Genomic DNA, 14815 nt, shown 5'->3' with positions numbered 1-14815 from the left:
TTCCTTATTTTGCAAAAAGTGGCAATATCCATTTCTTTAATGTTGGCACACTATGATAAATCCGCTTTGACTTTACAGGCAAACCATGCGGCTTTCCATATTGCGTAACAAAATACTCAAACATTTTGGCCTGTCGAATGGATTGGCGAAAATTTTTCCAGTAAGAACGAAAACGGCTTACATAATAAAGTGCACGAAATTTATGATTAAACACGCCAATCTGATTTTGGCAATGTTGACGATAATCTAGCAAAGGCTTATCTATAAATTGTGTTTCACCATAATAGCGCGCTAACAGTGCCAACCACCAATCGTGCATATAAAGTTCAGAAAGTTGAGTATAAGATAAAGACTCTAATGCTAGATTACGTAAGGCTCGATTGATCATACAAGCTGCTCCCTGCACGCAATTTTTATACAAAATTGAATCATCGTTCAAACATTCTGCACTTAAAGCCTGGTAAGCAAAAAAACTTGGGGCGATTTCTTGATTTTGTTCATCAATCAAACGAGCATCACTGAAAGTCAGAGTTGGAACATTACTATTTTGCTTTTCAGCCATTTGAGCAAATTCTGTGATCTTATCCAAGTGCCAAATATCATCTTGATCCGCTAAAAAAGTAAAATCTGCTTCACAATGCGTTAAGGCAGACAGAAAATTAGCGATCACGCCTTTTTTAGGACCTTGTACAATTTGATAAGCCGCAAAGTTAGCCTGAGCAAAAATTTGCTGGACAATAGCAAGGGTTTCATCGCAAGAACTATCATCCGATACAATAATTTTTTGTGGCAGAATAGGCTGAGATAAAATGCTCTTTAGTTGTTCTGATATAAAAGATGCACCGTTGAAGGTGCATACAATCACGGAATAGTTTAAACTCATTTTATTATCGATTCAAAAGTTAACAATAATAACATCATTTACTAATGCAATACTTCCTTTTGATGGCCAATGAGGCATATTCTCGGAGACTTTTGTCGCAATTTGTATTTGTTCACTAGATGGGAGATTATAGCTTGCACCTTGAGCTGCAAAAAAATGGTTCTTTACAAAAGTTCCATGCTCATTGCCAAAAGTTATTTCAAATAAAGAACGACCCGTAAGAGCTAATTTTTGGTTAGAATAACAACTATTATTACATTTAACGCTATGTGAACCAATGAATGCAACGGGATAGGGAGGAAACTCGCCGAATCCAAGCTCACCTATTTTATTTTGGACGCTATAAACCAAATTAACGTCTTGCTGATACGTAATAGCCTCAGTATAAAATATTCTATTCACTACGTAGCTTTGAGACAATCCAATAACTGACAGAGTTAATACTAAAATACCCTTAAGGTATTTATGCTGTTTTTGAATATGTTGATAAATATAAAATAGCATAAAACCCAAGGCAAATGGATGAGTCATTATTGTTCGTTCTGTAGTTCTATTACCTAGAATAATGCCCATCATAAATGGAGAGGCAACTATACAGATCGCAATCAATAAGTTATATGTAGATTTTTTTTCATAAAATGTTTTAATTAACAGCAATAAGAAAAATACTATGGAAACAATTAGAAACCACTTAGTGAAGAATATACTATTCGAATAATATATTTCAATAAGATGATTTAAGAGATTGCTAAGGATAATGTGAATATCATCCTTACCCCATCTTAGTTGCTCTGATATATATGGATGAGTGGATATGTCAAAATACCATTGGGCTCCTTTATTAAAAATAGTATAAGCTAAATAAGATAATAAAAATACGAGAACATATCTAATTGTAACAAATACAGTTTCCTTATTTAATCTATTATTATTTTCTATTTTCGTAAAAACCACAAAGAAAGTTGCAGTGATAAATATCGTCACCATAGCTAGATAAATAGAAAATGCAATAAAGCTAAAAATTATTGCAAATAAAAGTGCTATTCTTGATTTACTAAAAATCCAGTTCTGAGTGCACATCAAACTTATAGCAATAAATATAAGGGCTAGAGCAACTTCCATCCCCATTAATAAGAATCCTAGCATTTCAGCAATAATAGGCGATGAAACAACTGGTATTGTAAAAAAAAGAAGAGAATGATTCTTTTTTACTCCTCCGTTTAGTAAATAAGCCCATACTAATGCAGATAAGCCAATAAATAGAACCATTAAAAAAGATGCTAATGCATTATTATACCAACCAATACCCATCAAATGTTTAAATAGCACAAGCCCAGTACGCCCTAATTCATGCCAAGCACTATATTGAGAATCAGTAATAGAAATAATGGCCTCAGTATCGATTGAGAAGCTTAGTGAAAATAGTTTTATTCCATACCCCAATAGCAGAAAGAAAACGGTAATATTAATAAGAAATAAGTTATTTCTTAGAAAATCGATAAATTCATCAAAACTATATTTGCAATTAGATAAGAAATACATACAAGGTTCCTATAAAAATCACATTATTCTTTTAAAAAGAAACTTAGAAAAACTACTCACAACTGGATATATAATAATGGCATAAGAAAAGCTTATCACACAAACAGAAACCCAAATACTTAATTTGAAAGTAGAGTTTTCATTAGGTAGATTAGGTATCTCCTGAAAGAAATACAATAAAACCTGATGATGTATAAGGAATGCTAAAAAAGTATATTGGGCCCAGTATGCTGTTTTATCTAATATTTTTGGGGGTAGATATTGACCAATCACCCTAAAAATACATTCGAGAATCAAAAATAATGAAATCCCTGTTAAAATCATATGAAAATGATATGGAATATGCGCATGAGCGAAATCTGAAAATCTTAAGTAAATTAAAGATAATACAGGTAATATCATTTTGCACGTGTCATTTTTAGACAAAAATGTAGTAAAAATTATTCCAAAGAAAAAATCAGGTAGTCTCATTATTGGATTAATCGTCTGAGGAATCTGAAATATTTCTGAATAAATATTAAATACACATGCAACAATAGCAATTATTATAATAAATGAGATAATTGGTTTCTTAGAAAAAAATATATACAATACTGGAAAGAACAGATAGGTTATCAGCATATACCCTGTATACCATTCACCAACCAGGTAATAGCTAGGAAATTTATATAAAAAGAAACCATCTAAACCAATAAATGTTAATATAATTTTCCAATATTCTCCATCACCAAAAGGTTTATGTAGAATGATTAGAAAGACTAAAGCAACCAATATATAGGTAATCCAAAATGAAGGATAGATTGCTAAAAACCTTTTTTTAAAGAAACCCCTTATACTAAAATTTTCTCTGTTTGTTAATGCTAATGTTAATCCAGAAATAATAATAAACATTGATATCCAAAGATCACCAAAACTAACATTAAAATAAGTAAGAGAACCAATCAAAGAAGCGCTATTATTTGAATAAAATGCATGAACATTAAGATGAAATAGTATGATTGATATACAAGCTATAATCTTAATCGCATCAACATAAAATAGATGTTGTTTCTCTTGCATTTATCTTTTTCCCCAAGTAGCCATAGAATCATAAGTTCTTGCCGGAAAAACATTATACTTAGGCTTAATTTTTAAGTTATGCTCAGTAATAAACTCTTCTACAGCGGTTCTTAAACTCTTCGGTTTGCCTGAGCAACAATTAAATATACCTCTTTCTTTGCTTAAAATTCTTTCTTCTATTTGTGCTGAGAGTTCCGTAATATCAACGAAATCATAAAGCATTTCTCCGCTATTCAATGGGAAAAATTCTTGACCTTCATCTTCAGCCTTTAAGATTTTTGTAAAAATGGAATTACTAAAACGATCATCTCCAGTAATATAGTAAAAGCGCAGCCACTGTAAATTTAATTCTGGTGTTACACTTGCAAAATCAAACATAGCTTGACGTAAAAAATTTTTCGCTATGCCGTAAGGATTTCTTGGATTGCAAGGCGTATTTTCATCTATAGCACCAACAAAATATCCCACCTCGTGCATCGTTCCAGCAACAGAGATATTTTTTATACCTAATTCAGCTATAGATGTAAGAAACTCATAATGTTTCATGACATTAGCTAAATGAGAAGAGTCACGATGATTAAACCCTGCCTGCCAAGCTAAATGCAATAAATATTCTGCATTTTTAACTAAATCACATTTTTCATCTTGAGATAGTGCAAATATATTTCCATAAAATAAGTTTGCGCCTTCTAAAAAAGGATGGGGTGTTTCCCCATCAAAGAGCATAGCAGTGACTTGATGGCCTTTATTTAACAGTGTTTTTACAATATTTCTTCCAATATAACCATTAGCTCCAGTTACAATAATATTCATTGAATTAATGTCCTCTTAATTTATGATAATAATGTCTTAATTTTCTATATGGCATTCGTGTTAATTTAGATAATCTAGGATAGTTACCTAATACGTGATTTTTTAATAATCGCACTACGTTAATTAAGAAATAGCGGCTAACATTCGAAGTTCCTGATGAGGCATTATTTCCTAACATATGCTTAGCGTTGTGAGCTAAGTGAATTTGATAAGGTATATCTCCATTAGATAGATTACTTACCAATCTTTGCATCTTATATTCTAACTTAGTGTAATTTAGCTCCATCATTTCTGACGACATAATGTTACATGCTAAGTAACCTGCATCATGAGCAACATAAGCTAATAATCGTTCTAAAACATGAGCCAACGAACCATCGTAATGCATTGGTTCTTTATTAAAATCTTCAAACTTCCAGTTATATTTAAAAAGCTTACGCAATGCTTTTGGTCTAAACCAGAACATGGTACCGTATGCAGCAAATGGAGATATATCGTCAAAAGGCACATTAATATTTAGTTTTTTGGCTATCTCTAAGCAAAGAGGTTTATTACTATACCAAGCATGCCCAAGAGTTGGATATCCAATATGAACCATTGAAGGCATTGCAAAACCTATGTTTTTATTATTATCTAGATAATTAAGTAACTTAGATACATATGCTTTATCCTTCAATAAATTTAAATACATCATTTCCTTAAAATGTTTCGCCATGTTATAACCATTTTGAGGAGATTTTTTTGAATGTAAACGACAGACCCAATCATAATCACTATTCATAATATCATCTTTACAACTAATAAATAGTGAAGACATATCTCGTCCTCTATTTTGCTCAGTTACAATCACCTTAATATTATTTGTATTTATTGTTTCCAATATAGGAGAAGATAAGATCTCTTCTCTTTGCTCTTTACTTGACGTCGTAATAAGCAAATCATATTTGCAAGGTATATTTTCGGTATAAAATAATATCTCTTCAAGCATATCTGCATAGAATATATGTGCAACCACAAGAATTTTCAAATTCTCTCTAAGTTTTACAGTATTTAAAGAATCAAAGACTTTTAATAAAGTCATATTAGTTGCAATATCTTTAGGTTTTGATGTTCTTAAGATATTTTTAATTATCAGCTCTATCGGGTATTCTGATTGTTCTTGAATGTATTCTATGGCTCTTCTTAAAAATAAGCATTCTCTATCATGATGTAATGGATCATGAAAAAAAGGTCTTCTCTTTAAGATAGGAGAACGAGATTTACTAAATGTATCATCAATTTCATAGAATGTTGGATATTTACTACCAAAAACATCAGAATCTACATAAACAGCATAACTATACCCTTTAGAGTAGAAATGATGTGTAAATCTAGACTCATGCATTAACACTGAGTCTGTATATGAATGGATCATTGGCATATTTTTCCAATAATGCTCAAATTCATGCGAATTTAACATATTCTTTCTGACTGCAATAAAATGCGATTGAATATGCTTATGTAAAACACCTGTACCGGTAAACGGATTAGGTTGGACCTTTCCATGATCCGATATTCCCCAGAAATCAACATCTTGCTTTTCTGACCACTCAAATAATTCTGAGAATGGGAAGATAGGTGCAAAGAAAGTATAATTTAATAGAATAAGTTCATCATATTCAGCTAGTTTATCAAAGCCAATTTTCTCAATTGCCTCTTTATATCCCCAAACATCAAATCCAATATTTTCTCGGCACATAACGTAATCTGTGCAATGTTGAATTTTTTTACGTGACTCAGCTGTTAAATCTGAATTTGAAACAAACCAAATGTCTTGGACAAACTCTTTTAGTTTCTCTAGTTTATACGGGATATAATCATCTACAATTCCATCATGATCATAGAATAAATAAATTGCTAAACGTTTCATATTTTTCATCTCTTAATATTATTTCCTAACATTATCAGTCACTTAAAAGTAATTGCATCTTGTAACGATTTTCCTAATAAATCCTTTTGAGATAAGTTTGGGTTTCCATCCAAAGGCCATTCAATTCCTACAGTTTTATCATTCCAAATTAAAGAATGTTCAGCTTTTGGATTGTAGTAGTCTGTGCATTTATAGGTAAATTCAGCTTCATCACTTAGCACATAAAAACCGTGTGCAAAACCTTCTGGCACCCAAAGTTGGCGTTTGTTTTCGGCAGATAGAATCTCTCCCACCCATTGTCCAAATGTAGGGGAGTTTTCACGCATATCTACAGCCACATCAAACACCGCACCAGATACCACGCGCACTAATTTGCCTTGTGTATTCTCGGTTTGGTAATGTAACCCGCGCAATACGCCTTTCACTGATTTTGAGTGGTTTTCTTGCACAAAAGTGCTGTCTGCAACATTTTGTTTAAACCATTCATCACGGAAAGTTTCCATAAAGAATCCGCGCTCATCGCCGAATACTTGCGGTTCTAATAATTTTACATTGGGGATTTTGGTATCAATAACTTTCATTAAGAATCCTTATTTTTTACAAAATTACGTTTATATTTTTGGTGGCTTTGAATGTTTTTTTCGGCATCTTTTTTATCCCAAATTTGTAATTCCCAAGGGTAATAAAAGTTGCTGGCATTTTTGAAATAAATATGAATGCCTACATATTCATCTTTATCGCGTAAATACCAATTTTTCAAGCCATATTTTTCTTTCCAATTATCTAATTGCTCCATCACTTGAGCAATATCTTCAGAAGAAACAACAATTCGTGCACCAAAAATATCATTTAAAATGCTATTTACAGGATAACCTTCACTACGTTGTTTAAATCGTTCAATTTTATCTAAAATAGATTCTGATGTTTTTACCCGATAAAAATAAGGGACATCATATAAATCCGCTCGATATAAATAATCATTGATTGATTCGTGTAAGTTTAAGCGATAAGATAAAATATGCTCCACAGGCGCTTTTGCTAGCGTATGTTTTAAATTAACTTTCTCAATTTTATCTGTTTCAAAATAATCTTTTGAAAAAGCAAGATGAACTTTATTAATTTCATCAATTAAACGCTCTATTTTCTCAAGCATATTTTCCCTTTTTTATTCTATATATGCCTTAATGTTTTTCAATGCTGCTTGCCAATCGCTTGGTTGAATGCCGAACACTTGTTGTATTTTTGTCAAATCTAAGCAAGAATTTAGTGGGCGTTTGGCTGGTGTTGGGTAATCTGCTGTGGTAATCGCATTCACAAGCGGTGATTTTTCTAATACGTTTTGCGAAACAGCTTCCTCAAAAATAGTTTTCGAAAAATCATACCAACTTACGCAAGGTTTACCAGCAAAATTATAAATACCATATCTAATATTTCCATCTTCAATAATTTGTTCAGCAATATAAATTAATGCTGTCGCAACATCCTTAGCATAAGTCGGGCCGCCAATTTGATCGCTAACCACAGCTAAGGTATCTTTACTTTTTGCTAAACCCAGGATGGTTTTAACAAAGTTATTACCGTGCTCGCCAAATACCCATGAGGTTCTTAGAATTATAGCTTTTGGAGATAAAGATAAAAGGATAGTATCTCCTTTCGCCTTAGAACTACCGTAGACACTGATAGGATGGATAATATCTTTTTCTGTATATTTATCCGTCTTACCCCCATCAAATACATAATCAGTTGATATATGTAAAATAGTTGCATTACATTTATTTGCAGCTTCTGCTAAATATTTTACGCCATTCATATTAACATCATAAGCTAGTTTTATTTTTGACTCAGCTTTATCTACATCTGTATATGCGGCACAATTAATGATTACATCGGGAGCAAAAGAATCTACAATGGAGGAAACTGCTTCTTTATTCGTTATGTCAAGCTCAGCATGGGATAGTGCCAATACTTCGTGTTTTGATTCATTTCTTAATTTTTGAGAAAGAATGAAACCTACCTGCCCATTTGCTCCCGTAATTAGGAGTTTAGCCATGCTATTTTTTTTCCTTAATTATTCTAAGCAGATATTGCCCATACTCATTTTTTGCCATTGGTTTAGCCAGTTGCTCCACTTGTTCAGATGTGAGCCAGCCATGACGCCACGCAATCTCTTCTAAGCAAGCGACTTGTAAACCTTGTACATTTTCGATGGTGCGAACAAAAGAAGCGGCTTCGTGTAAACTCTCGTGTGTGCCCGTATCTAACCACGCAAAACCACGTCCAAGTAATTGCACGTTTAACGAACCGTCTTTTAGATACATTTCATTTAATGTGGTAATTTCTAATTCACCACGCGCCGATGGTTTGACTTGTTTTGCAAAATCCACTACGCGGTTATCATAGAAATATAAACCTGTTACGGCATAGTTTGATTTCGGCTGAGTGGGTTTTTCTTCAATGGAAATAGCTTTGAAGTTTTCGTCAAATTCCACTACGCCAAAACGTTCAGGATCTTTCACTAAATAACCAAATACCGTTGCGCCATAAGGCTGTGCAACCGCCTCTTGCAACATTTGTGTGAAGTGCTGGCCGTAGAAAATGTTATCGCCTAGCACTAAACAGCAGCTATCGCCGTTGAGAAATTCTTCACCAATTAAGAAGGCTTGCGCAAGACCATCTGGGCTAGGTTGAATAGCGTATTGTAAATTCATGCCGAAATCTGAACCATCGCCTAATAAGCGTTTGAAGCTCTCGTTATCTTCAGGTGTGGTGATAATCAAAATATCACGAATACCCGCCAGCATAAGCACTGAAAGCGGATAGTAAATCATCGGTTTGTCGTAAACAGGCAAAAGCTGTTTCGACACACCACGAGTAATTGGGTAGAGGCGAGTGCCAGAACCGCCTGCGAGAATAATGCCTTTCATAGAGATCCTTTTTAAAGTGTGGTTAGTTTTTGCTCTGTTTTGCCAAAAAGTACCAAAACCTAACCGCTTGTAAAATTATTGACTACCCAAACGCTCACGGTTATAAGAACCATCTAACACGCGACTCCACCATTTTTTGTTGTTTAGATACCATTCCACGGTTTTGCGAATACCAGATTCAAAGGTTTCTTGTGGTTTCCAGCCTAATTCATGACCAATTTTTGCTGCATCAATCGCATAACGTACATCATGGCCTGGGCGGTCTTTCACATAGGTGATTAAATCTTCGTATTTTACTACTCCTTCAGGTTTGTTTGGTACTAATTCTTCTAATAAGGCGCAGATAGTGCGAACGACATCAATGTTAGCTTTTTCGTTATGTCCACCAATGTTGTAGGTTTCACCGATTTCGCCTTCTGTTACCACTTTATATAAAGCGCGTGCGTGATCTTCCACAAATAACCAGTCACGGATTTGTTGACCGTTGCCATACACAGGTAATGGTTTACCATCTAACGCATTTAAGATCATTAATGGAATTAGTTTTTCAGGGAAGTGGAATGGACCATAGTTATTTGAACAGTTAGTCACAATCGTTGGTAAGCCATAAGTACGCAACCACGAACGAACTAAGTGATCACTTGAGGCTTTTGAAGCAGAGTAAGGGCTGCTTGGTGCATAAGGTGTGGTTTCAGTAAAGAGCTCATCTGTCCCTTCTAAATCACCATATACTTCATCGGTAGAAATATGGTGGAAACGGAATGCTGCTTTTTTCTCATCGCTTAAGGTATTCCAATAAGCACGAGCGGCTTCTAATAGGGTGTAAGTTCCCACAATGTTAGTTTCGATAAAGGCAGCAGGACCATCAATAGAACGGTCAACGTGGCTTTCTGCCGCTAAGTGCATCACCGCATCTGGTTGGTGTTGCTCAAACACGCGAGAGAGTGCTTTCGCATCACAAATATCTACTTGCTCAAACGCATAGCGTAGATGATTTTCTACCGCTTCAAGGGATTCTAAATTACCTGCATAGGTCAATTTATCAACGTTTACTACGCTATCTTGCGTGTTTTCAATAATATGGCGAACAACTGCAGAACCGATAAAGCCTGCACCACCAGTGACGAGAATTTTCTTACTCATAAGTCCTCTTTAATTGTCAGGATAAAAATTCTTAGATATACTGCATCTTTCAACAAAAAACTTTGGTCTATTCTTACTTTCAATATAGATCTTACCAACGTACTCACCAATTACACCAAGTGATAGCATTTGAACTCCACCTAAGAAGAAAATTGCAATCATAAGTGATGTCCAACCTTCTACTGTGTTTCCTAATAGTTTATCCACTAAAACATAAATTCCTGCTAAAGCGGAAAATAAGCAAGTTAGAAAACCAATCACTGAGATTAAACGCAATGGGGCAATACTTAACGAAGTAATACCTTCTAATGCAAGAGCTAACATTTTCTTTAATGGATATTTAGAATCACCCGCAATACGTTCACTTCTTGTGTAATAGACTTTGTCGTTTTTAAAGCCTATTAATGGGATCATTCCACGTAGATATACATTTTGCTCTTTATATTGTTTTAATGCATCTAATGCTTTAGAGCTCAGTAAACGATAATCTGCGTGATTTTCAGTTTGCTCAACACCTAATTTAGTCATTAAGGTATAAAACAGTCCAGCTGTGCCGCGTTTAAATGCCGTATCTGTTGTACGATCATTGCGAACGCCATAAACAATTTCATTACCTTGCATATATTTATCAAGCATTTCATAAATGCAATTGGTATCATCTTGCAAATCGGCATCAATACTGATACTCACATCAGTATCTACAGAATACAAACCTGCTAAGAGTGCAATTTGGTGTCCTTTATTACGAGAGAGTTTTACTCCACGAATGAGATTGGATACGTTACTTGCTTGCTCGATTTGTTGCCAAGTGTCATCTTTGCTACCATCATCAACAAAAAGTACATAACTATTTGCTTTAATCTTATTCTTATTAATAAGATCTTTTAAAATATCTGTTAGTGCATTCAAGCAATAGCTAAAAACTTCACTTTCGTTATAACAAGGAACAACGATCGCCAAAGATGGCCGTTCTGTTCTGTTCTGTTCTGTTGGCATTATTTCATCACCCATAATTTATTTAAAATAAAACCTGAAACGGTATAAGCTCCCATACCGAATAATTGTGCAAAATAGATCCATTCATTATTAATGAATAAAACTAGATAAATTACAACTAAATTAACCACATAACAAATCCCACAGTTTATTATAAATTTTATAAATCTTTTCCATGTGAGTTTAGTTGAGAAAGTAAATAATGTATTTAATATAAAGCTAACGATAATGCCAGCAATATAACCGAACGCATTAGAAGTATATACGCCTAATCCCAAATACATTAATAAAAGAATAAGTAGTGCTGTAATGGCGGTATTGATGATACCGACTAGAATATATTTAGAAAACATATAAAAATCATACATCGTATAATGGGATTATATCTTCTGTTTTACCAGAAGCTTTTGCGATACCTTTATCAATCCAAATCACATTCTGGCAAAGCTCTTTTACTTGCTCAATTGAGTGGGAAACAAACAATAATGTTGTGCCACCAGCAAGCATTTCTTCCATACGTTTTTTACATTTTTCTTGGAAGGCTGCATCGCCTACAGCAAGCACTTCATCCACAATGAGAATTTCTGGCTTAACAATCGTCGCTATCGCAAAACCAAGGCGTGCTGCCATACCAGATGAAAAGTTTTTAAGTGGCACATCCACAAAATCTTGAAGCTCCGCAAACTCAATAATTTCATCAAAATGCTGCTCCATAAAAGCTTTCTTATGTCCAAGCAGAGCACCATTGAGATAGATATTCTCTCTTGCAGTAAGTTCCCCATCAAAACCTGCACCAAGCTCAATGAGAGGTGCGATATTACCATGTACTTCGACAATGCCTTTATAGGGTTTTAAAATACCACAAATTAACTTTAAAAGAGTCGACTTACCAGAACCATTGGTACCAACTAACCCCCAAGACTCACCTTTCTTCACTTCAAGATTAACATCTTTTAATGCTAAAAACTCTTGGAACATCAGTTCCCCTTTTAGCATCTTAATCACATATTCTTTTAAGCCATTATATTGTTCGGTTGCTTTATTAAAACGCACCGTAGCATTAGTGACTTTAATTACTGTTTCTTTATTCATTAGATATATAAAATAAACTCGTCTTGTTTTTTATTAAAATACCAAGCCCCAAGGACAAGAACCAAAATAGCCGTACCAAAACCGATTAGAATCGAATCAGTCTGTGGAAATTTTGCATGTAAGACGATATCTCTGAATTGCTCAATATAGCCATACATTGGATTTGCATTTTTGTATAACTCTTGGTATTCCTCCGGAATGATTGATACGGGATAGAATAATGGAGTAAGGTACATCCACATTGAAATAAATACGCCCCATAAATACTGAATATCACGAAAAAAGACTGTAATCGCAGAAAGCCACAAACCAAGTCCTAAACTAAAAATAAATACTTCTAAAATAATGACAGGAAAAAATAAGAGATTCCAAGAAAACTCTGCATCTGTAAAAATCATTACTAACAGCAAGGCTCCAAGAGAAAAGAGTAAGTTAACTAGAGAACTTCCTACCTTAGAAACTGTAAAAACATATTTTGGCACATATGTCTTCTTTATTAAGGCAGAATTTCCAGTAATTGAACCAACAGACATATTGGTTGCTTCAGTCATAAAATTAAAAAGAAATTGACCCGAGATCATATAAAGTGGGAAATTAGGAATATCAAATCGGAAGAGATTAGAGAAAACAACAACAAGAACCATCATTAACATTAAGGGGTTCAATATACTCCATAAATACCCCAAATAACTGCGGCGGTACTTGAGTTTTACATCTCTTATGATAAGTTGTTTTAAAAGTTCATCGAATGCATAAAATCGGCGAAATTTGCCTACAAATTTATTTAGCATAATCTAGTCCTATCTATAATCGGATTTCTATTATACACGAATTCAACGTGATATCACATACAAAAAGTGCGGCCAAAAATGACCGCACTTTCTCATTTAGCAACTAGAAATCTATCGTTTCTTATGCATAATACATCTCAAACTCAACAGGATGTGGTGTCATATTTAAACGTTCTACTTCTTTACGTTTAATATTAATAAATGCTTCGATAAAGTCTTTCGCGAACACACCACCTTGCGTTAAGAATTCATAGTCTTTTTCTAATGAACTCAAGGCTTCTTCTAACGAGCTTGCAACTGCTGGAATATCTTTTAATTCTTCTGGTGGAAGATCGTAAAGATTTTTATCCATTGCATCACCCGGGTGGATTTTGTTTACTACACCATCAAGACCTGCCATTAATAATGCTGCGAATGCAAGATATGGGTTTGCCATTGGATCTGGGAAACGTGCTTCAATACGAATCGCTTTCGGACTAGTGACTGCCGGAATACGAATTGAGGCAGAACGGTTGCTTGCAGAGTAAGCCAATAATACAGGCGCTTCAAAGCCAGGCACTAAACGTTTGTATGAGTTAGTACTTGGGTTGGTGAAAGCATTTAATGCTTTAGCATGCTTAATGATACCGCCGATGTAATAAAGTGCGGTTTCAGAAAGGCCTGCATATTTATCACCTTGAAAAATATTTTTACCGTCTTTGCTTAGTGACATATTGCAGTGCATGCCTGAACCATTGTCACCCGTGATTGGTTTAGGCATAAAACAAGCGGTTTTACCGTGTTCTAATGCAACGTTTTGTACCACATATTTATAGATTTGTGTTTCATCCGCTTTCAAGGTTAAGCTGTTGAATTTCGTTGCAATTTCGTTTTGACCTGCGGTTGCCACTTCATGGTGATGAGCTTCGATGGCTAAGCCCATTTCTTCTAAAATTAAACACATTTCAGAGCGAATATCATGAGCCGTATCAATTGGAGCAACCGCACAGTAACCAGCTTTTTTCAATGGACGATAAGCGTTGTTACCACCTTCGTATTTTTTGTTGGTGTTCCAAGCAGCTTCAATATCATCAATGGCGAAAGAAGCACGGTTCATTGATACATCAAAACGCACATCATCAAATAAGAAGAACTCTGGCTCAGGACCAAAGAATGCTTGATCAGCAATACCGGTTGAACGCATATAGTTTTCAGCACGAATGGCAATTGAACGCGGGTCACGATCATAGCTTTGCATGGTTGTTGGCTCATAAACGCTACAACGAATTGAAAGTGTTGGGATCTGCGCAAATGGATCGACTACTGTAGTCTCAGCGATTGGCATTAAAAGCATATCGGCTTTATTAATGGTTTTCCAACCTTCAACAGAAGAGCCATCGAACATTTTGCCATCTTCAAACATATCTTCATCAACAAGGCTAACCGGAATAGAAACGCCATGTTCTTTACCTTTAATGTCGGTGAAACGAAGTAGCACGAACTTAATATCGTTCTCTTCGATCAATTTGAATACATTGGCAATTGCATTTACATTTGGCATAGGGAGTCCTCTATTTTGCTATGTGTATAATCTTTATAAAAATTAAAAGAGCATTATAACGCAACCGCCTGCCTTTTTCATAAGATTTATTTTATCCAATGGCATAGCAGAGCAACGAAATAT

General features: G+C 34.5%; 15 protein-coding genes. All 15 read right to left on the bottom strand.

Translation table 11 applies throughout. The features are described 5' to 3' along the window. Window positions 1-4: 4 nt before the first annotated feature. On the bottom strand, window positions 5-883 hold the full coding sequence (locus DX522_RS07160; protein WP_115180299.1) for a glycosyltransferase family 2 protein: 879 nt from the start codon (window positions 881-883) through the stop codon (window positions 5-7). A 12-nt stretch (window positions 884-895) separates the two neighbouring features. Beyond that, window positions 896-2425 carry a glucosyltransferase domain-containing protein gene (locus tag DX522_RS07155; RefSeq protein WP_115180298.1) on the bottom strand — a complete coding sequence of 510 codons (1530 nt, stop codon included), beginning with the start codon at window positions 2423-2425 and terminating at the stop codon, window positions 896-898. Between the two features lie 18 nt (window positions 2426-2443). Continuing rightward, window positions 2444-3484, bottom strand: coding sequence for an acyltransferase family protein (locus tag DX522_RS07150; protein WP_115180297.1), 1041 nt, complete (start codon window positions 3482-3484; stop codon window positions 2444-2446). Further along, complete coding sequence (locus DX522_RS07145; RefSeq protein WP_115180296.1) at window positions 3485-4297, bottom strand: NAD-dependent epimerase/dehydratase family protein; 813 nt, start codon at window positions 4295-4297, stop codon at window positions 3485-3487. 4 nt (window positions 4298-4301) lie between these two features. Beyond that, complete coding sequence (locus DX522_RS07140) at window positions 4302-6215, bottom strand: rhamnan synthesis F family protein (protein WP_262054191.1); 1914 nt, start codon at window positions 6213-6215, stop codon at window positions 4302-4304. 29 nt (window positions 6216-6244) lie between these two features. Further along, a complete protein-coding gene (gene rfbC, locus DX522_RS07135) occupies window positions 6245-6787 on the bottom strand; it encodes a dTDP-4-dehydrorhamnose 3,5-epimerase (RefSeq protein WP_115180295.1) in 543 nt (180 codons plus the stop codon). Then, window positions 6787-7359 (bottom strand): GTP pyrophosphokinase, encoded by a 573-nt coding sequence (locus tag DX522_RS07130; RefSeq protein ID WP_115180294.1) that lies wholly within the window; start codon window positions 7357-7359, stop codon window positions 6787-6789. Before DX522_RS07130 ends, rfbC begins: the two co-directional genes overlap by 1 nt. Before the next feature lie 12 nt (window positions 7360-7371). Continuing rightward, the gene (gene rfbD / locus DX522_RS07125; protein WP_115180293.1) at window positions 7372-8256 is read right to left on the bottom strand and encodes a dTDP-4-dehydrorhamnose reductase; all 885 of its coding nucleotides are present in this window, start codon (window positions 8254-8256) and stop codon (window positions 7372-7374) included. A 1-nt stretch (window position 8257) separates the two neighbouring features. Next, the gene (gene rfbA / locus DX522_RS07120; RefSeq protein WP_115180292.1) at window positions 8258-9130 is read right to left on the bottom strand and encodes a glucose-1-phosphate thymidylyltransferase RfbA; all 873 of its coding nucleotides are present in this window, start codon (window positions 9128-9130) and stop codon (window positions 8258-8260) included. Between the two features lie 75 nt (window positions 9131-9205). Next, complete coding sequence (gene rffG, locus DX522_RS07115; protein ID WP_115180291.1) at window positions 9206-10273, bottom strand: dTDP-glucose 4,6-dehydratase; 1068 nt, start codon at window positions 10271-10273, stop codon at window positions 9206-9208. Between the two features lie 9 nt (window positions 10274-10282). Continuing rightward, entirely contained in the window at window positions 10283-11233 is a 951-nt protein-coding gene (locus DX522_RS07110) for a glycosyltransferase family 2 protein (RefSeq protein WP_262054190.1), read from the bottom strand. 35 nt (window positions 11234-11268) lie between these two features. Beyond that, window positions 11269-11622 carry a GtrA family protein gene (locus DX522_RS07105; protein ID WP_262054189.1) on the bottom strand — a complete coding sequence of 118 codons (354 nt, stop codon included), beginning with the start codon at window positions 11620-11622 and terminating at the stop codon, window positions 11269-11271. A 7-nt stretch (window positions 11623-11629) separates the two neighbouring features. Next, complete coding sequence (locus DX522_RS07100) at window positions 11630-12361, bottom strand: ABC transporter ATP-binding protein (protein WP_115180288.1); 732 nt, start codon at window positions 12359-12361, stop codon at window positions 11630-11632. After that, window positions 12361-13152: an ABC transporter permease gene (locus tag DX522_RS07095; RefSeq protein WP_115180287.1), complete on the bottom strand. Its 792-nt coding sequence runs from the start codon at window positions 13150-13152 to the stop codon at window positions 12361-12363. Before DX522_RS07095 ends, DX522_RS07100 begins: the two co-directional genes overlap by 1 nt. Window positions 13153-13273: 121 nt before the next feature. Beyond that, entirely contained in the window at window positions 13274-14692 is a 1419-nt protein-coding gene (glnA, locus tag DX522_RS07090; protein WP_115180286.1) for a type I glutamate--ammonia ligase, read from the bottom strand. Window positions 14693-14815: the final 123 nt, after the last annotated feature.

This window comes from Haemophilus parainfluenzae (genome assembly GCF_900450995.1).
Lineage (GTDB): Bacteria > Pseudomonadota > Gammaproteobacteria > Enterobacterales > Pasteurellaceae > Haemophilus_D > Haemophilus_D parainfluenzae_O.
The sequence above is the reverse complement of the archived record's forward strand: the minus strand, read 5'-3'. Positions and strand labels throughout refer to the sequence as shown.